The 18,297-nt window shown below is 63.1% G+C and carries 15 protein-coding genes; 7 read left to right on the forward strand and 8 right to left on the reverse strand.

Annotated elements, in window-relative coordinates; translation table 11 throughout:
- Positions 1 to 34: 34 nt before the first annotated feature.
- Complete coding sequence (locus ABD928_RS07045; protein ID WP_345167418.1) at positions 35 to 3,079, reverse strand: TonB-dependent receptor; 3,045 nt, start codon at positions 3,077 to 3,079, stop codon at positions 35 to 37.
- Positions 3,080 to 3,237: 158 nt separating this feature from the next.
- Between ABD928_RS07045 and ABD928_RS07050 the strand changes: the two genes are divergently transcribed.
- The gene (locus tag ABD928_RS07050; RefSeq protein WP_425569736.1) at positions 3,238 to 4,263 is read left to right on the forward strand and encodes a LacI family DNA-binding transcriptional regulator; all 1,026 of its coding nucleotides are present in this window, start codon (positions 3,238 to 3,240) and stop codon (positions 4,261 to 4,263) included.
- 63 nt (positions 4,264 to 4,326) lie between these two features.
- Entirely contained in the window at positions 4,327 to 5,853 is a 1,527-nt protein-coding gene (locus ABD928_RS07055; protein WP_187715705.1) for an MFS transporter, read from the forward strand.
- On the opposite strand, the gene ABD928_RS07060 is transcribed toward ABD928_RS07055, so the two are convergent.
- The 5 genes from ABD928_RS07060 to ABD928_RS07080 form a co-directional block, all read right to left on the reverse strand.
- A complete protein-coding gene (locus ABD928_RS07060) occupies positions 5,840 to 7,549 on the reverse strand; it encodes a cytochrome c biogenesis protein DipZ (RefSeq protein WP_187715704.1) in 1,710 nt (569 codons plus the stop codon). The two genes, ABD928_RS07055 and ABD928_RS07060, sit on opposite strands and share 14 nt — an antisense overlap.
- A gap of 4 nt (positions 7,550 to 7,553) precedes the next feature.
- A complete protein-coding gene (msrB, locus tag ABD928_RS07065) occupies positions 7,554 to 8,048 on the reverse strand; it encodes a peptide-methionine (R)-S-oxide reductase MsrB (RefSeq protein ID WP_345167427.1) in 495 nt (164 codons plus the stop codon).
- A gap of 61 nt (positions 8,049 to 8,109) precedes the next feature.
- The gene (gene fahA / locus ABD928_RS07070) at positions 8,110 to 9,402 is read right to left on the reverse strand and encodes a fumarylacetoacetase (protein ID WP_345167430.1); all 1,293 of its coding nucleotides are present in this window, start codon (positions 9,400 to 9,402) and stop codon (positions 8,110 to 8,112) included.
- Entirely contained in the window at positions 9,399 to 10,691 is a 1,293-nt protein-coding gene (gene hmgA, locus ABD928_RS07075) for a homogentisate 1,2-dioxygenase (protein WP_345167433.1), read from the reverse strand. The genes fahA and hmgA overlap by 4 nt, the downstream gene beginning before the upstream one ends.
- A 103-nt stretch (positions 10,692 to 10,794) precedes the next feature.
- Positions 10,795 to 10,995, reverse strand: coding sequence for a hypothetical protein (locus tag ABD928_RS07080; RefSeq protein ID WP_187715703.1), 201 nt, complete (start codon positions 10,993 to 10,995; stop codon positions 10,795 to 10,797).
- A gap of 180 nt (positions 10,996 to 11,175) precedes the next feature.
- Between ABD928_RS07080 and ABD928_RS07085 the strand changes: the two genes are divergently transcribed.
- Positions 11,176 to 11,427, forward strand: coding sequence for a DUF2171 domain-containing protein (locus ABD928_RS07085; RefSeq protein WP_187715702.1), 252 nt, complete (start codon positions 11,176 to 11,178; stop codon positions 11,425 to 11,427).
- A gap of 3 nt (positions 11,428 to 11,430) precedes the next feature.
- Here the strand turns inward: ABD928_RS07085 and ABD928_RS07090 are convergent, their stop codons facing one another.
- Positions 11,431 to 11,640 (reverse strand): KTSC domain-containing protein, encoded by a 210-nt coding sequence (locus ABD928_RS07090; protein ID WP_187715701.1) that lies wholly within the window; start codon positions 11,638 to 11,640, stop codon positions 11,431 to 11,433.
- Positions 11,641 to 11,703: 63 nt separating this feature from the next.
- On the opposite strand from ABD928_RS07090, the gene maiA reads away from it, so the two are divergent.
- The 4 genes from maiA to ABD928_RS07110 all read left to right on the forward strand — a co-directional run bounded on the left by maiA (position 11,704) and on the right by ABD928_RS07110 (position 15,695).
- The gene (gene maiA / locus ABD928_RS07095) at positions 11,704 to 12,345 is read left to right on the forward strand and encodes a maleylacetoacetate isomerase (protein ID WP_187715700.1); all 642 of its coding nucleotides are present in this window, start codon (positions 11,704 to 11,706) and stop codon (positions 12,343 to 12,345) included.
- A gap of 26 nt (positions 12,346 to 12,371) precedes the next feature.
- Positions 12,372 to 13,157: a class II aldolase/adducin family protein gene (locus tag ABD928_RS07100; RefSeq protein WP_187715835.1), complete on the forward strand. Its 786-nt coding sequence runs from the start codon at positions 12,372 to 12,374 to the stop codon at positions 13,155 to 13,157.
- A 7-nt stretch (positions 13,158 to 13,164) separates the two neighbouring features.
- On the forward strand, positions 13,165 to 14,301 hold the full coding sequence (lldD, locus tag ABD928_RS07105) for an FMN-dependent L-lactate dehydrogenase LldD (RefSeq protein ID WP_345167439.1): 1,137 nt from the start codon (positions 13,165 to 13,167) through the stop codon (positions 14,299 to 14,301).
- Positions 14,302 to 14,390: 89 nt separating this feature from the next.
- A complete protein-coding gene (locus ABD928_RS07110) occupies positions 14,391 to 15,695 on the forward strand; it encodes an MFS transporter (RefSeq protein WP_345167442.1) in 1,305 nt (434 codons plus the stop codon).
- On the opposite strand, the gene ABD928_RS07115 is transcribed toward ABD928_RS07110, so the two are convergent.
- Entirely contained in the window at positions 15,692 to 18,289 is a 2,598-nt protein-coding gene (locus ABD928_RS07115) for a glycoside hydrolase family 3 C-terminal domain-containing protein (RefSeq protein ID WP_345167445.1), read from the reverse strand. The two genes, ABD928_RS07110 and ABD928_RS07115, sit on opposite strands and share 4 nt — an antisense overlap.
- Positions 18,290 to 18,297 lie beyond the last annotated feature (8 nt).

Raw genomic sequence — 18,297 nt, forward strand, 5'->3', positions numbered from 1 at the left:
GCGCCATCATCGCGTCGCCGGGTCCGCTTCCAGATCAGCCGCGTTCCGGCGCCGGCGGCGGTGGCGGCGGAGGCGGCGGCGGAACCGGGCAGGCCTCGGTTGCCAGGATCACCGATCCGTCCGCGCAGGTCTGCGTCGCCGGAGGCGGCGGAGGCGGCGGCGGAGGTGGCGGCGGCGGCGCTGGCGGGGCCGGCGGCGGCGTGAACTTGTACGTCGCACCCAGCAGGAAGCGCCGGCCGTACGTCTGGTAATCGATGATCTGGTCGTTCGCTCCTGGGTTGGTTGTGACGAACGGCTCGTTCGTCAGGTTCTGGCCCTGAAGATAGACCGACAGTCCGCGCAGGAAGCTGTCCGGCTGGAAGTCGTACCCAACCTGAGCATCGAAGATCGTCTCGGCCCTTGCGTTTCGGCGAACGCGGTTTGCGGCGAACCCGGAAACCTCGCCGATGAAGCTCGAGCGATAGCGCATGCTTCCGCGAAGGTTGAAGCCATTCCGCTCGTAGTACGCCGTGCCGTTGACGACCCACTTCGAATACCCCGGCAACGCAGATGTTGGAGCTCCAGGATTCGGCCGGATCCTGGACTTCGTATAGCTGACACCACCGGTAAGGCCGAAGCCTTCCAGGGCCGGCGTGAAGGTTTCGAATGGAAGTGTGCCCGCAAGCTCGACACCGTACAGTTTGCCGCCCTTGCCGTTGATCGGAATATTGAGCTGCGCAAGCGGAGCGAACGGCACGTTGTTCGCCGGTGGCGAGAGAGCAAGATCCGTTACCGGAATGAGAACGTCCTGATTATAGACGTAGCTCTTGAGGTCCTTCCAGAAGAACTGTGCCGCCAAATAACCCTTGATCCCGAAGTACTTCTCGAACGTCAGGTCGAGGGCGTTCGCGCGCCATGGGCGCAGGTTGGGATTCCCCGAAGAGCCTGTGACGAACGCGACGCTCGAGCCGCCCGGAGGCGTGATGAGCGTGTAGCTCCAACTCAGCGAGTTCTTGAGATCGTCGAGCCTCGACCGAATGATCTCGCGTGCCGCCGCAAAGCGAATGACGAAATCGTTCGGCATACGGAACGACAGGTTCAAGCTCGGTAGAACGTCGGTGTAGGTCGCCTTCGTATCGTTGACGTTGGCACCGATGTTCGGGGAGCCGTTCGGATTCGTTCCGAGGAACACTGCGGACGCACCGACCGATCGCTGCTCGGTGAAAACAGCCTGCACGCCGACATTGCCCGTGAGTTGGGTTGCTCCGAGATCGGCGCGGATGTTCGCCTGGATGTATGGCGTGATTAGCCGCTCGTCGATCGAGTAACTCTTAACGACCACGTCGCCGTACGGGTTGGGAACCAGGTTGTAGATGCCGGCGGCAATAAGATCGAGCGGGTTGTACGCAATCATCGGACCGAGGCCGAAGAACGTGTTGGCCGTTCCAAGGCGGAACTGGTCAGGCACCGGAATGCTGACCGTGCCGGTCGTGTTCGCGGCCAGACCGAGGAAGTATTCGTCGGGGACGAGATCCTTCGAACGATGCGTGTAGTTGATGCCGGCCTGGACACCGCTGATGAAACTGTTCTCGAATTCCTTTCCTACGTCACCGCGCAGCTGCCAAAGCTTATCTTCGATGATGCGGTTGTTATAATAGCCGTCCTGGCCCCCGACGATGGTGGTTCCATCGACTGCGATCTGCGTGCCGCCCCAGCCTTGCGGCGAGGTCAGCAGGATCGTGTTCCAGTCGGAGTAATCCAGATTGTGGGTGAAGCGGCTTCCGTTGTTTCCACTGGTGAAGCCGATGTCGTCGACGGCGCCAACTCCGGCGCGGCCTGTGCCCGCATAGCTCTCGATGTTGAGCTCGTTGCGATCCGTCTTGGAGAACGCAATGTCGGTCGACACACGCCAGCCGTCATCGCTGTGCCATTCGTTGTTCCAGCCGAAGGCGTAAAGCTTGGCGTGGCGCTGGAAAACGTCATTGCGAACGACGCCCTTCACGCCTTCAACGGGCGTCGTGGCCGGATCGTCTCCGAAAGTGCCGGACGTCACCAGGCTTCCGTTCGCGACTGGATTAAGGAGCGGAACGCCGCCCCAGTACAAAGGAAGCTCGACGCCGCGCTTGATCGAGTCGTCCTTGAAGTCGGAGTAGAACGCATCGAGGCTCGACGTGAAGTTCGGCGTCGGGCGGAACTGCAGGGTGCCCATCAAGCCGAGGCGCTTGAGATTCGTCGACGTGTTGTACGATTTCGACCCGCCAATCACGTAGGGGGCGCTGCCGCCCGCACCGGTTCCCGGATAGCCCCAGGCGTTGAACTCCTCCGTCTGGAAGGGCTCGTTCAGGTAGGACGCGGCAAGGGCGATACCGAACTTCCCATCGCCGAACTTGTCCGCGTAAAGCGCATTGACGCGCCAGCCGACCCGATCGACGTCCGGGTTGAGGCGCTTGCCGTCGGTATAGACGCCACGGCCACCGACCGAGATGATCCGCTCCTTGATGTCGAGCGGACGGATGGTCCGGAGATCCACAGTGCCGGAGAGGCCTTGTCCAATAAGGCTCGCCATCGGAGTCTTGTAGACGTTCACCTGGTTGATGATTTCCGACGGATACTGATCGTATTCGACCGCGCGATTGTCGCCGGTCGAGGTTTGCTCGCGACCATTCAAGAGAGTCGTCGAAAAGTCTGGCGAGAAGCCGCGAATGGAGATGACGTTGCTACGACCAGAAAGTCGCTGCGAAGTCAGGCCCGGCAGACGCGAGATCGACTCTGCGATCGATGCATCGGGTAGCTTGCCGATGTCTTCGGCCGAAATCGACTCGACGACGAGCTCGGATCTTTTCTTCGTGTTGACCGCGTTCTGGAGCGAGGCGCGGAAGCCTGTGACGACGATCGTGCCTTCACTCGGCTGGGCATCGGCCTGGTCGCCAGAAGCATCGGCGGCATCCTGTGCCGCGGCAGCTGCGGCCGCGGCGTTCGGATCGGCTGGAGCTGCAGCATCCTGCGCCCATGCCGCGCTCGAACCGGCGAATAATGCGATACCGAACGCGAGCGGGCTCACCGCTGCCGCCAGCCGCGAACGCGTAGTCAACTTTGCCATTTGTGTTCCCCTATTTCACACCCGGCCGGCAAGTGCCCCAAGCAGCGCGGGCGTCTCTCTCCTCAATGGACTTACGAATATCAGTCCTCGGCGCGGGCGGAATGGGGGTGAACGGCTATACATACGTATTCAGGAGCCTTAATCTCGCATTGGGAGAGATGCAGAGGCGGCCGACCTCATTCGATATCGCTGCTTTGGCGGGCGTTTCGCAGCCGACGGTGTCCCGCGCGCTGAACAACAGCCCGTCGGTCAGCGCGGAGACGAGGGCGCGTGTTCTCGCTGCGGCCGAACAGCTGAATTACAAGGTCGACAAGAATGCGTCCGGGCTGCGCCGAAGCCGCTCCCGAACCCTGGCATTGCTGTTTGAAGAAGCATCGGCAGACGCCAGCCTGATCAATCCGTTCTATCTGTCGATGCTGGGCGCGATGGTCCGCAAGTGCGCCGACACCGGCTACGACCTCCTCATCTCGTTCCAGCAACTCTCGTCAGACTGGCACGTCGACTATGCCGACACGCACAAGGCCGACGGGATCATCCTCCTCGGCTATGGCGACTTCTTCCAGTCGGAGCCCGCCCTGCGGCGACTGGTCGAGCGGGGCACGCATTTCGTTCGCTGGGGCTGCCCGGGGCCGGATGGCCAGCTCGGGGCCTCGGTAGGATCGGACAATGAACAAGGCGGGTTCGATGCCACGCAGCACTTGCTGCAAACGGGCCGTCGGAACATTGCGTTTATCGGAACGGCGGAGCCAGGCTACCAGGAAGTCTACGACCGCTGGCGGGGTTATTGCCGCGCCCTGCGCGCTGCCGGAATCGAACCTGACGACCGCCTTTGCGTGAAGGCCGAACCAAGCGAGCAGGACGGTCGCGAAGCGATCGAGGAGTTGGCTCGAAGGGGCGCGGAGTTCGACGCCGTATTCGCGGCAAGCGATGTTGCCGCCATCGGCGCGATGCACGCGCTTCAGCACCTCGGCCGGGCAATTCCATCGGAAGTCGCGATTGTCGGTTTCGACGATATTCCGGCTGCCAGCCTGTCCAGCCCACCGCTGAGCACGGTCCGCCAGGATTCGCGCCGGGCAGGCGAAGCACTGGTCGAAGCCGCCGTTGAAGCGATCGAATATGGCAGTGCACAGACCATGCTTCTTCCGGTCAAGCTGGTCGTCCGCGAGTCCAGCCTTCCCGCCTGACAGGCGAATTGTCCAACGTGATTCGATCTGCCAGCTTGCGCGCGAGCGCATGGGGGAGAGAGCATGCCCGTCAGTGAGAAACCTCGGCAAAGTCTTGCCGGCCTTTGGAATATTTCGTTCGGCTTCTTCGGAATCCAGATCGGCTTCGCGCTTCAGAACGCGAACATGTCGCGGATTTTCCAGTCGCTCGGATCGAGCCTCGACGACCTGCCGGCGCTGTGGGTGGCCGCGCCGCTGACGGGCCTTCTGGTGCAGCCCATCATCGGACACATGTCGGACAGGACCTGGCTAGGAAGGCTCGGCAGACGCCGGCCCTATTTCCTGACCGGAGCGATCCTCGCTGCACTGTCTTTACTCATCATGCCTCTATCGCACGTCTTGCTGATGGCGGCCCTTCTGCTCTGGGTGCTCGACGCGAGCCTCAACATTTCGATGGAGCCGTTTCGAGCCTTCGTCGGCGACATGCTCCCGCGCGACCAGCACACCGCTGGCTATGCGGTGCAGACCGCCTTCATCGGCGCCGGAGCCGTCGTCGGGTCGATCTTCCCCTACCTGCTAGAACATTGGGGCGTCGCCAACGAAGCGGCCGCTGGTAACATTCCCGATACGGTCCGTTACAGCTTCTGGGCAGGCGGTCTCGCATTGTTCGCTGCCGTGATGTGGACCATCCTGACAACCCGCGAATATTCGCCCGAGGAAGTTGGAGCGTTCGGCGGCGACTCAGCCGAGGACGACGGGACGGTCACCATCCGCGCATTGGCAGCGCGCACCCTGACTTCCAGCTTCGCCTGGATTGCGGCGGGCGCTGCGGTCGTCGCGGGAACCGACGCTTTCGGCCTCGAGAAGGAGGTTTACCTGCTCGGCGGTCTGCTGATCGCCTATGGCCTCGCCTCCGTCGCCGGCATTCAGATGGCCAAGGGTGGCAAATCGTCGAACATGCTTTCGAGCATCGTCGGTGACTTTTCCGGAATGCCGCCCCTGATGAAGAAGCTCGCGCTGGCGCAATTCTTCAGCTGGTCCGCTCTGTTCATCATGTGGATCAACACGACGCCGGTGGTCGCCCAGTATTTCTTCGGCTCCGCGGATGCGACCAGCGCCGCATACCAGGAGGGCGGCAACTGGGTCGGCGTCCTTTTCGCCACCTACAACGGCGTTGCGGCAATTGCCGCGCTCACGCTTCTGCCGTTCCTGGCAAAGCGTATCGGCAAGGTGAGAACGCACATCGTCGGCTTGCTCTGCGGATCGGTTGGCTACGCGAGCTTTTTCCTGTTCAAGGACGCCAACCATTTGCTGATCGCGGAAATCGGCGTCGGCATCGCCTGGGCTTCGATCCTGGCCATGCCCTACGCGATCCTCGCATCAAACCTCCCGCAGAAGAAGCTTGGCATCTACATGGGCCTGTTCAACATCTTCGTCGTCGTCCCGCAGCTTCTGGTTGCAACGGTGATGGGTTCGATCATGAAGGCCTTTTTCCCCGACGAGCCGATCTACACCATGGCATTCGCGGCCGCCGTCATGGCGCTGGCAGCGCTGGCCATGACACGAGTCAGCGAGGAAACTGCCGAGGCTGCGAGCCCTAGCCGAAGGTGAAGGCGAACGCCTCGACACCGGGATCGATGAACTCGATCCGGAAGGTGCGGTCGCGAATGTCGCCTTGCTGCCGGACCAGCTGGTACAGCCGCTGTTCCTGAATGACGCCGCTTCCGTCGGGCTTCACGTCCACGCCCGAGTCCGGGCCCGGCGCCTTGCCGTCGATCGTAATCCGGAAACGTACCGGCTTGGCCGACCCGAGCACGAGGTGCAGGTCGCGAGCATGGAAGCGATAGGCAATCGCGCCGGGCGCCGCATTCAGCGTCGCGCTCTGCCGCCCAACCGTCCAATTGCCCTCGAGGCTCCAGTCGTTGAGCTTCAACGCTGCTGGCCCATAGGTCTTTGCGGCATCGTGGGCCTGCCCGCCTGGAGAGACGAAGCGGTCCGCCCGTCTATATCCGATGTAGGTTTCCGGCGAACCGATGCTGGCTAGCGCCGCAGCCGCTTCAGCGCCCTGCGCATTGGCCTTGGCCATCCCGCCCGCCTTGGGTGCGCGCCCGGCCTCCGCCAGAAGCTGGCGAATAACCATCTCGGATTCGCCGTACCGGCCTTCGCCGAAGTGGTGATAGCGCTGACGCCCTTGCGCATCGAAGAAGTAGTGTGCGGGCCAGTAGCGGTTCTTGAGCGCCGACCATACGACCAGCTTGTTGTCGAGCGCCACGGGATACTTGATCCCGAGATCGGCGACCGCCTTGCGGACGTTTTCGGGACTGCGTTCGAAAGCGAATTCCGGCGCGTGGATCCCGATCACGACCAAGCCGTCGTCCTTGTACGTCTCATACCAGGCGCGGACGTAGGGGATTGAGCGGATGCAGTTGATGCAACTGTAGGTCCAGAAATCGATCACCACGACCTTCCCGCGGAGCTGCTCGCGCGTGAGCGGCCCGCTGTTGATCCACGGACCGAGGCCGTCCAGCGAGGGCATCTCGCCTTCGACGGGAAGCTTCCCACCCGGGCCGATCTTCGTGACCTGGTCCGTACCGCCGAGGCCGAGCTTCTGCGCAATTCCATGCTCCAGCGAGGCGGTCTGCGCGCTGGAGACCTTCGACAGCACGCGCGTGTCGAGACCGAGCGCGATCGCGACCACGCCAGCAATGACGAGAACGCCAAGGACGCGCCTGACCTGCTCGGTGGCGTGAAGCGAGCCCTTCATGCGCTGAAACACTTTCCCACCGACAAGCAGTGCAAGTGCAAGCGAGGTCGCAGCGCCGAGTGCGTAGGCGAGGAGCAGCAGGGATGTTCCGAGCGTCGCCCCTTGAAGGGCAGCAGCAGTGAAAATGATGCCGAGGATGGGCCCGGCACAGGGCGCCCACAGCAGGCCGGTCGCGATACCGAGAACTACTGACGACCAGATCGAATCCTGTCCCTGGCGTTCCGACAGACGTGAGCCCAGTGCAACGAGAGGCCGGGTGGCCCGGTCCGACAGCGCCGGGAAAATCAGCGCGAGCCCGAACAAGGCGAGCAGCAGGAGCGCGACCCACCGTCCGATCTCGTTCGCGCGAACCGCCCAGCTTCCGCCAATCGCGGCTAATGTCGCGACGATCGCGAAGGTCAGCGCCATTCCCGCAAGCATCGGCAAAGCACCGCGCGTGAAGCTGCGGCCCGCGTTGGCGAACACGAAGGGCAGGACCGGCAGGATACAGGGGCTGACGATAGTCAGCATACCGCCAAGGTAGGCGAGCAGCGCGATCAGCATGGGCTCAGGCCGCCCGGAAGGTCAGCGCGAGGCCGTTCATGCAGTAGCGAAGCCCGGTCGGTTTCGGGCCGTCGTCGAAGACATGTCCCAAATGCCCTCCGCACCGGCGGCACAACACCTCGGTGCGGTGCATCAGCAGCGAATTGTCTTCTCTCGTGACGACTGCCTTGGGCAGGGGGCGATAGAAGCTTGGCCAGCCGGTTCCGCTATCGAACTTGGTCGACGAGTTGAACAATTGCAGCGCGCAGCCGGCGCACGAGAATATGCCGCGGCGATGCTCGGAATTGAGCGGGCTGGAGTATGGACGCTCCGTCCCCGCCTCACGCAGGATATGATAGCGCTGATCGCCCAGGCTTTGACGCCATTGCGCGGGTGCCTTGCGGATTTCGAATTGCGGTTCGGCGCTTGCCTTCCCCGTGCGCGAGAAGATCAGTGCGGTGGCAAGGCACCCGGCACCAAGCGCGAGGAAACTGCGGCGGCTACTGGTTTCGTTCGTCATGGACCATCATTCGCAGGGCAGCCCAAGATGGTTACACGTCCGGCGCCATTCAAAGCCCTGCTCAAGCGCCGCCTGAGACAACCCGCCCCGTACATTCGCCAAGACCGATTCGAACCGCGCCTTTCCGCTCGCACCACGCCCGCAAGGCGATCTCGTCGCCGTCCTCCAGGAAGCTGCGAGTTTCGCCGCTTGCGAGCTGGATCGGCTGCTTCCCCCCGCGGCTGATTTCGAGCAGCGAACCCAATCCCTGATCGCTCTCAGTCGAGAGTGTGCCGGTGCCGATGAGGTCCCCGGGCTGGAGGTTGCACCCGTTGCTGCTGTGATGAGCGACGATCTGGGCAGCGCTCCAATACATCGCGGCGTCGGCTGAACCCTGCGAGAGCACGTGCGGAGAGAGTCCCGCCTCCCGCATCTTGTCCGTCAGGAGCGTCACCTCGAGCTGGATGTTGAGGGCGCCCGACTGCCGGTCCACCGGATCAGTGAGATAAGCCAGGGGCTGTGGATCGCCTTCCGGGCGTGGCGGCATCGGCGAGCGGAACGGCGCCAGGGCGTCCGCGCTGACGACCCATGGCGAAACGCTGGTCAGGAAATTCTTCGCGAGGAACGGCCCGAGCGGCTGGTACTCCCACGCTTGCAGGTCGCGGGCCGACCAGTCGTTGAGCAGGCAGTAACCGGAGATGTGATCGCCTGCCTCGCCGATCGGAATCGGCTGCCCAAGTTCATTGCCGCGACCGATCCAGATGCCCAGTTCGAGCTCGTAGTCGAGACGGCGGCTCGGCCCATATTCAGGCAGCTCGGCATCTGGAGCCTTCCGCTGGCCCGATGGCCGCACGACAGGCTCTCCCGAGGGGCGGACCGAGCTGGCGCGGCCGTGGTAGCCGATCGGCACATATTTGTAGTTCGGCAACAACGGATTGTCGGGCCGGAACTGCCTGCCGACGTTGGTCGCATGGTGGATACCGACATAGAAATCCGTGTAGTCGCCGATCAGGCAAGGCACGTGCATCCGCACTTCGCTTTGCCCGATCAGGCAGACTTCGACGGCGTCGCGGTAGCGCACGTCAGTCAGGATTTCGGATAATCGTTCCCGCAAGGCGCGATGAAGGTCCGGCCCGCGCGAGAGCCATGCGTTGAGGATGGGTTGCGACAGATCCTCGCGCCAGTCTTCGTCGAGAAGATCGGCCACGGCGGAAAGGTCGAGGATGTAGTCGCCGATTGCGACACCCGGCCGCCTCAGGCCCCTCCCTTCGGAGAAGATCCCCAAAGGCAAGTTCTGGACAGGGAAATCGCTGCCCGGTTCAGAGCCATCGACCCAGGAGATTCGATCGGGATTGTGCGTTTCGTCGAGCGTCATTCGGGGAGCTTTGCCTTCGGGAAACCGGCCCAGGCTTCGTCGTAGTCAGGCTGCGCGCGGTCGAGCGCGAACTGGGTGGGACGATACGGCCAGCAGGTTTCGACCATAAAGGCGAGCGTGTTCTCGATCTTGTGCGGCTTCAGGTCAGCCGAGCTCGCCTTCTGCCAGCTTTCGACATCCGGACCGTGCCCGCTCATCAGATTGTGAAGGCTAAGGCCGCCGGGAGCGAAGCCATCCGCCTTGGCATCGTAAGCGCCGTGGATCAGGCCCATCGCCTCGCTCATCACGTTGCGGTGGAACCAGGGCGGGCGGAACGTGTCTTCAGCGACCATCCAGCGGGGCGGGAAGATGACGAAGTCGGCATTGGCCCGGCCCGGCACGTTGCTCGGACTGGTCAGGACAGTGAAGATCGACGGGTCCGGGTGGTCGAAGCTGACCGTCCCGATCGTATTGAAGCGATTAAGGTCGTAGCGCCAAGGCACGTAGTTGCCATGCCAGCCGACGACATCGAGCGGCGAATGGTCGAGCGTCGTTGTCCACAAGCTGCCGAGGTACTTTTGGATGACCTCGGTCTTGTCGTCCCGATCCTCGTAAGCAGCCATCGGAACCTCGAAATCGCGGGGATTGGCGAGGCCATTCGCGCCAATCGGACCGAGGTCGGGCAAGCGGAACGGCAGGCCGTGGTTTTCCGCAACATAACCGCGAGCTTCTCCTGCAATCAGGTTGACCCGGAACTTCACTCCGCGCGGCACGAGGGCGACATCGCCGGGCCCTGCTTCGATCCGGCCGAGCTCGGTCTGAATTTCGATTGCGCCGTCTTGCGGGATGATCAGCAATTCGCCGTCCGCGTCGACGAAGACGCGGTTCTCCATGCTTTTCTGCGCGCGATACAGATGCACAGCCACGCCTTCGAGGTCGGCAGGGTCGCGATTAGCGAGCATGGTCACCATGCCGTCGACGAAGTCTGCCCCGGAGGGGATATCGGACGGCGGATTCCAGCGCAGCCGATTGGGAGCAAGCGGCTCCTTCACTGTACCCGGCGCAAACAGCCTGGCGCCTTCATACCGGACGAATGGCCGATGGTCCGCGGTCGGGCGCAACCGGTAGAGCCAGCTGCGCCTGTTTTCATGCCGAGGAGCGGTGAATGCGGAGCCCGAGAGCTGCTCGGCGTACAGCCCGAAAGCCGGCCGCTGCGGACTGTTTCGGCCCTTGGGAAGCGCGCCGTCGACGGCCTCGCTTTCGAAATGACCGCCAAAGCCGCTCATGTAGCGAAGTTCGGTTCCCTGCATGCCGCCGCGTTAGAACCTGGACGCCACAAACTCAAACGGGCGCAGCCCCTGTTGGAACTGCGCCCGAACCGCGCGGGACTCGCCTACCGCGCGTTTGAGCCGATTAGTTGACGTTAACTTCGATCTTGTCCGGGACCTTGACCTCCGTGGTCCTGCTTCCAAAGCCGAGCTGGTCGCGGAAGAGGAACAAGAGGACGAGAATCACGACGATGAGCAGCACGACGGCAAGGACTCCGCCGCCTCCGCCACCGCCGTTGGTTTCCACGATGGTGGTCCGGTCTACGGTTTCACGATCGTCGGCCATACTCTGAACTCCCTGTTGGCACCTGTTGTCGTGGCGTAACGAACGAAGCTTCGCGAATGCGGTTCCGGCGCGCGGAACCTTTGTCCCACCCGCGGCTTCGGCATTCAGCAGTCACAGACACGACATGCGGACCGGCGTATATCGGTCCATCCGTTCGAGTCCCGCCAAGAGGAGATCAGAATGAGCAGCCTGGAAAACGTCCGCGAGCATATGCAGGTCATCGACGCCGAAGGCACGCCGCTGGGCAAGGTCGATCGAGTTGAAGGCGACCGCATCAAATTGACTCGCGACAGCAGCGGTGAAGGGTCGCACGAAGGCCACCATCATTTCATCCCGGCCGGCCTCGTCGCCGATGTCGAGGGCGAGACCGTCCGCCTGTCGGCCCGGATCGATGCCGTGGAAAGCATCTTCCAGACCGAGGAAGGCGAATAGTCCTTAACTGATCGCGGGTGTCAGCTCGCGACAGCGAAAGCGGTCGCGGATGTGCCGGTTGAAGTGCACGCCTTTGGAGAAGGCTGCGCGGAACGCCTGCACATCCTCGTCCGGAACGTCGGAATAGAGGTAGCGCCGCCCAGTCACGAACTCGATCGTCAGCTCCCTCGTCTCGGGCACATAGAGGAACCGGCGGATGACGGTTGAAGGCATTCAGCGGTAACGCATCAAATCGCGACCTTGCCGCATCCTCGGCTCAGCAGCTAAGCCCGCACGATGCCCCAAGCCATCTTCTACGATTATTGGCGATCGTCCGCTGCCTACCGGGTCCGCATCGCCCTCAAGATGAAGGGGGTCGACTACGAGACCCGGCAGGTGAACGTGCTGGAAAGCGAGCAGAAATCTGACGAATATCGGGCCCTGAATCCGCAGGGTTTGGTACCGATGCTGGAGATTGACGGGCACAGGCTGACGCAGAGCCTCGCTATCCTCAATTACCTCGACGTCCGGTTTCCGACCCAACCGCTGATTCCGGCCTCGGCTGCGGAACGGGCGCACGTCGTTGCGATGTCGATGCTGATCGCCTGCGACATCCATCCCATCAACAATTTGCGGGTCCTCAAATATCTCAAGAGCGAGCTTGGACATTCGCAGGAAGAGGTCGACGCCTGGTACGTGCACTGGATCACGGAAGGGCTTCGTCCGCTCGAGGACATGGCAGCCCCAAGAGCCGGCAAATTTCTGTTCCGCGATGCTCCAACTGCAGCGGACATCTGCCTGGTCCCGCAGCTCTACAATGCGCGCCGGTTCAACGTCCCGCTTGACGACTACCCAACGCTGATGCGAGCCGAGGAAAATGCGAACCGGCTGGAGGCCTTCGCAGCCGCCCATCCGGACCGGCAGGAGATTCCACAATGAGCCGCGTCGATGCGATCAACCGCGGAATGACACAAACTACCCGCCTGGACTCGGTCGAAATCCCCTCTCTGAAGGGTAAGGTGAGCGACGAAGAATGGGCAATCCGAGAAGACCTCGCCGCCGCTTATCGGATGGTCGCCTATTACGGCTGGGACGACCTCATCTTCACGCATTTGTCCGCGCGCATTCCCGGACCGGAGCATCACTTCCTGCTCAACCCCTACCAACTGATGTTCGAAGAGGTGACGGCCTCTTCACTGGTCAAGGTCGACGTCACGGGCAACCCGGTTGAGCCGACGCCGTTCATCACCAATCCGGCGGGCTTCACCATCCATTCCGCAATCCACATGGCGCGCGACGATGCGCATGCGGTGATGCACGTCCACACGCCCGCCGGGCAGGCGGTCTCCGCACATTCGGAAGGACTGATGCCGCTGACCCAAACGGCGATGCTGATCCGCGGCGAGATTGCGTTCCACGAGTATGAAGGTGTGGCCGTCGACCTCGCGGAACGCGAACGGCTCGTTGCGGACCTTGGTACCAAGAGCGCCATGATCCTTCGCAATCACGGTACGCTGGCCGTCGGCAAAAACGTCGGCGAATGCTTCATCCGCCTCTACTTCCTGGAGCGTGCCTGCCAGGCGCAGATCATGGCGCTGTCGGCGGGCACCAATCTTAGCCACCCGCCACAGGGCGCGCCTGAAATCACTGCCCAGCAGGGCGAGGTCGGACTTCCGCTCGCGGCGAACCTGCTCGCGTGGCCGGCGCTCAAGCGGAAGGCGCATCGCCTCGACCCCAGCTTCGCGACCTGAAGGCTGAATGCGCAAAGCGGCGAACGTCAGCGACTATCGCGAGCTTGCACGCGGACGGCTCCCGCACTTCCTGTTCGAGTATCTCGACGGCGGGTCTTACGACGAGGTTACGCTGGCCGCGAACGTGGGCGACCTTCGGGAGGTCAAGCTTCGGCAGCAGGTCCTGCGCGACGTTTCGACGCTCGATCTTTCAACCGAGCTGTTCGGCAAGACGTGGTCGTTGCCCATCGGACTTGGCCCGATCGGGCTGGCCGGCATGTACGCCAACCGCGGCGAGGTTCAGGCGGCGAGGGCGGCGCGTGCCGCCGGCGTCCCTTTCACCTTGTCTTCGCTCGGCGTCTGCCCGGTGCAGGAAATCGCTCGCAAGCTGCAATCGCCGTTCTGGCTCCAGCTCTACATCATCAAGGATCGCGGCTTCGTCCGCGACCTCCTCGCGCAGGCGCGCGAGGCCAAATGCGATGCCCTGCTGCTAACGGTAGACCTGCCCGTCCCGGGCAGCCGCTACCGCGATTACCGTTCCGGACTGTCGGGCGGCACCCGTCTCCAGAGGGGTCTTCAAGCTTTGGCTCGGCCAGGCTGGGCGTGGGATGTCGGATTGAACGGCCGTCCGCACAGCCTCGGCAACCTCGAACCGGTGCTCGGCAAGAACACCGGCCTGGAGGATTATTTCGGCTGGATCGGCTCCAATTTCGATGCATCGATCACTTGGCACGATGTCGCCTGGGTCCGCGAGAATTGGGATGGGCCACTGGTCATCAAGGGTATCCTCGAACCAGATGACGCCAGAGCGGCCGTGACCAACGGTGTGGATGGCATCGTCGTTTCGAACCATGGCGGCCGTCAGCTCGATGGCGTTTCGTCCACCGCTCGCGCCCTTCCCTCGATTGCCGATGCGGTAGACGGCAAGCTTCCTGTCCTCGTCGACGGAGGAGTGCGCTCAGGGCTGGACGTCGTGCGCATGCTCGCGCTCGGGGCCGACTTCGTCCTGGTCGGCCGCGCCTGGGCCTACGCGTTGGCAGGCCGCGGCCAGGCGGGTGTCGCGCATGTCCTGAAGCTCTTCGAAGCGGAAATGCGTGTCGCGATGGCGTTGACCGGCTGCACGAAAATCACGGACATCGGTCGGGCGATCATCGACCGGCGCTAACGTTAGATGGGGCGAACCGTCAGTCAGCTTGACCAATGCGGCAGCAACAGCTTTGTTAACGCTATCATGAGCGGTTGGCTTCGGATCAGTTGAGCGACGTCGCGGCAGTCGACGTGGTTGCGCCCCCGGGTAAGGGCGCACGCGTACGCTGGCTGATCTGCGGCCTGCTCTTCGCTGCCGTCGTCCTCAGCTACATCGACCGGCTTGTCCTTAGCGTCCTCAAGCCGACGCTTCAGGAACTCTATGGCTGGTCGGAGAGCGGGTACGGAGACGTCGTTTTCTGGTTCCAGGCCGCCTATGGAATTGGCTTCCTCTTCTTCGGGCGCCTGATCGACCGCATCGGCGCCCGCGCCGGATATCTGCTGGCGATGGGCGTATGGACGGTTGCGCATATTGCGCACGCATTTTTTACGTCGACGAGGGGCTTTGCGATTGCGCGTATCGTGCTCGCGCTCGGCGAGTCCGGGACGTATCCCGCCGCCCTCGCGGCAACGTCGGAGTGGTTTCCACGCCGCGAGCGAGCATTGGCGATCGGCATCTTCAACGCCGGCGCAAATCTGGGAGCGATCCTGACCCCGATGATCGTTCCGGCCATCGCCTTGGCGATGGGCTGGCAGTCCGCCTTCGTCGTGACGGGCCTCATCAACATCGTCTGGATCGCGGCCTGGTTCCTGTTCTACCGCAGCCCGCGAGAGCATAAGAGCGTCAGCGCCGCGGAGCTCGCGTACATCGAATCCGACAAGGTGGAGCCGCAGAAGCCGGTCGCGTGGAGGCGGTTGCTCACCACGCGCCAAGCGTGGGCTTACATGAGCGGACGCTTTCTGATCGACCCGATTTGGTGGACGTTCCTGTTCTGGCTGCCGGACTTCTTCCACAAGAGGTACGACCTCGACCTCAAGTCCTTCGGCCCTCCTCTGGTCGCGGTCTACATATTGGCGGACGTCGGGTCGGTCCTTGGCGGCTGGTACAGCTCGAAGCTGTTGGGACGCGGAATCGACGTCGGTCGCGCGCGCAAGCGGGCGATGCTTTTCTGCGCCTTGATCGTCGTCCCGGTAACCTTCGCCGTATCGGCACCAAGCGTGTGGATCGCAGTTCTTCTGATCGGTCTCGCCTGCGCCGGCCACCAGGGTTTCTCCGCCAACCTCTTCTCCATGCCCGCCGACCTCTTCCCGCGCTGGGCCGTCGGATCGGTGGTCGGCCTCGGAGGCTTCGCGGGCGCGCTCGGCGGGATGCTGATGGCGAAATATGCGGGCTGGGTGCTGGAGAAATTCGGCAGCTACACGCCGATCTTCGTCATCGCAGGCTCAGCCTATCTGATCGCCCTCCTCGTCGTGCACCTGATCAATCCGCGCTATCAGCCGGTCACCAAGTTCGCGCCACCCGCAGAAGCCTAGGGATCCAGCGTGAGTTCGCCGGTCACCTGGAAGGCCGTCGCCTGGCCGGGCGCCACAGTTCCTGGCTGACCTCCACCGACCCACACCTTGTAGGTCCCCGGCACGATCCGCATCACGCCGTTTGCATCGGCGAAGGCGAGGTCTCGCGGGACGAGATCGAACGCCACCGTGCGCTCTTCGCCCGGAGCGAGGTGGATTCGCTCGAAACCCTTGAGCGAGCGCAAAGGTGCATCCCGCCGCTCCGGCGAGATGTAGAGCTGGACGACCTCGTCGCCCGCAGCCTTGCCGTCGTTGCGGACCTTGATGGTTACCCGCTGCTTCGCACCTGCGGCGACTGCGGGAGCCTCGACCTTGGCGTCGGAATAACCGAACCTGGTGAAACTTAGCCCGTAACCGAACGGATACTCGGGGGTGCCGGAGAAATACCGGTAGGTGCGCCCGCGCATCGAATAATCGGCGAAGTCAGGCAGCTTTTCACCGGCGGTGTAGAAGGTCACCGGAAGCCGCCCGGCCGGGTTGTATTTGCCCGAGATCACATCCGCGATGGCCTTTCCGCCCTGCTCCCCGCCGTACCAGGCGTTGAGGATCGCGCGGGTCTTTTGGCCGTCGTCGCCCAGTGACACCGCGGAGCCCGTCTGAAGCACGACCACAACCGGCTTGCCGGTCGCCTGAAGAGCCTGAAGCATTCTTCGCTGCGTGGTAGGCAGGCCGATGTCCGTGCGGTCGCCTCCCGAGAAGCCCGGCACCGCGACCGGCATTTCCTCGCCCTCGAGCCAGGCATTCAGCCCCACGAAAGCGAGGATGACGTCGGCTGGCTTTGCAACCGCCAATGCCTGGTCCAGCAGGGCCTGCGACGGAGCCTGCCAGGCGAGCGTCACGACCGGCGCGTAATCCTTCGACCGATGAGCATATTCGACCACAAGCTTTCTCGGCTTGGTGTCGGCGGCATGGATGACGACCGCCGGGGATTCACCAGCGTCGCGGGCCGAACATGGCGTTTCCACCTTGAGCGGCTCGGCGCCTTCGATCGTGATGACGTAGCGCTCGACATCCGAGGTGGCGTCGCAACGGCGGCGCTGAAGCTCGAAGCGGTAATCGCCCGCCGCCGGAAGCTTGAGTGACGCCGTCCATCGCACGGAGAAATCACGCGGGTTCACGCCTTCGGCCGGTGCGATCCAGTTCCAATTGTGGTCGAGCTCGTCGTAGCGCCGGGTCGCGACCACTGGCCCTTCGAACGTAGTGTTGTTGAAGAACTGGGCGGTCACCCCGTCGGTGAACGCCGTGCGGGGGACATGGACGGAGGCCCCTTCGACGAATGCGGATCCTTGCGCATAGCTAATATTCGAACTGGGATAGGCCTGCTTCAGGCCATCCAGGGGAAGAACGGCCGCCGTCGGCGTTCCGTTGTAATTGCCCTCCAGCGAAATAAGCGACGTTGCACCCGGTCCTACGACAGCAATGCGCGCCGGAGCAGCCTTCAGCGGCAGGATCCCGTCGTTCTTGAGCAAGACGATCGATTCTCGGGCGGCGCGCAATGCCACATCGATATGCGCCGCCGAGTGGTTCGCCGAATAAGGCGTGTCCGACCACGGAGTGATGGTTCCCGCCGGAAGGATGCCGAGCTTGGCGCGGGTGCCGAGCACGCGCTTCAACGCTACGTCGATCTCGCTCTCCGTGATCAACCCGGCAGCGACGGCTTTTGGCAGGTCAAGATATTCGTTCTTGAAGCCGCAGTTCATCTCGGTGCCGGCCTTCACGGCAACCGCGACCGCCTCGACGTTCGTCTTGGTGAACTTGTGGCCGGTGGTGACGTCGTCGATCGCCCCGCAATCGGATGTCACGTGGCCCGCGAATTTCCAGTCCTTGCGAAGGGTCTGGTTGACCAGCTCCTCGCTCCCGCACGCCGGCTTTCCGTCGACCGCATTGTAGGCGCACATCACGATCTCGACCTTGCCGTCGATGATCGTGCGCCGGAACGCCGGAAGATAGGTTTCAGTCAGGTCCTGGCGTGACGGATTGACGTTGAAATGGTGGCGGTCCTGTTCGGGGCCGCTGTGCACCGCCAGGTGCTTGGCTGTCGCCGCCGCAGTCAGATATTTCGGATCGTTTCCCTGCACGCCGCGAATGAATTCGGTGGCGAGCACGCCGGTAAGGAATGGATCCTCCCCCAACGTTTCCTGACCCCGGCCCCAGCGCGGGTCGCGGAAGATGTTGATGTTCGGAGACCAGAAGTTGAGGCCGAAATAGCGGCCGGTGCGCCCTTCCTTCTGCGCCTGATTGTATTTCGCCCGGCCTTCGATGCCGATGGTTTGGCCCTCGGCTCGAAGGAGTGACTTGTCCCAGGTCGCCGCCATCCCGATCGCCTGCGGAAAGACGGTCGCTTCGCCTGCGCGAGCGACGCCGTGGAGCGCTTCGTTCCAATAGGTGTAAGCGGGCAGGCCGAGCCGCGGGATCGCAGGCGCGCTATCCTGCAGCTGCGCCGCTTTCTCCTCCAGCGTCATCTTGGCGATGAGCGCATCGACTTCGTCCGCCGAGGCCGGAACAGCAGCAAGCGCCGTCATGGCGCCAAACATCAAAGCACTTACAACACGCATCTTAGCCC

The organism is Sphingomonas daechungensis (genome assembly GCF_039543105.1).
Taxonomy (GTDB): Bacteria; Pseudomonadota; Alphaproteobacteria; order Sphingomonadales; family Sphingomonadaceae; genus Sphingomicrobium; species Sphingomicrobium daechungense.